Source organism: Mycobacterium syngnathidarum, from assembly GCF_001942625.1.
Classification (GTDB): Bacteria; Actinomycetota; Actinomycetes; order Mycobacteriales; family Mycobacteriaceae; genus Mycobacterium; species Mycobacterium syngnathidarum.
In genome coordinates this window covers 1-449 of record NZ_MLCL01000044.1, presented here as the reverse complement: position 1 = coordinate 449, position 449 = coordinate 1, and the positions used below count along the sequence as shown (strand labels likewise).

The 449-nt window shown below is 58.4% G+C and carries 1 protein-coding gene; it reads right to left on the bottom strand.

Annotated elements, in window-relative coordinates; all coding sequences use genetic code 11:
- Positions 1-179: diiron oxygenase (locus tag BKG60_RS13620; RefSeq protein WP_165688711.1), on the bottom strand; the 179-nt coding region annotated here is incomplete at its 3' end.
- Positions 180-449: the final 270 nt, after the last annotated feature.

Here is a 449-nt window from a genome sequence, read left to right as displayed (position 1 = left end):
GGGAGCACCCAGCGGGTGTCATTGGGGACGACGGCGTACTCGGGCGAGTCCCAGTCGATGTCGATAAACGGATCGAAGTTCCGGTTCGTCGATCCGTGCGACAGGGTCTCCAGCACCTGGACGTACTTAGCGTCGCCACGCACTTCCTTCTTCGCGCGCAACTTCTCGCGGAGGGACATGCCTATCTCCTTTGATTAAGTAACGGACCTGCAAACTTTTACGTTCTGGGGCTACTTGAAAGTCTACAAGCTCTGGGCGAGTGTAAACAGGGCGGGAAGGCCCAATCTAGGTTTGGGACGAAACGTCCCATGTGACGTTCTCTGCGGGCTTTGTTTTGTGTGAGGCAGGTCTCAATGGGCCACCGTTTAGGCTGGTAGCCGTGGCTGAATTGACCATCCCCGCTGACCTCCTGCCCGCCGACGGACGTTTCGGCTGCGGCCCCTCCAAAG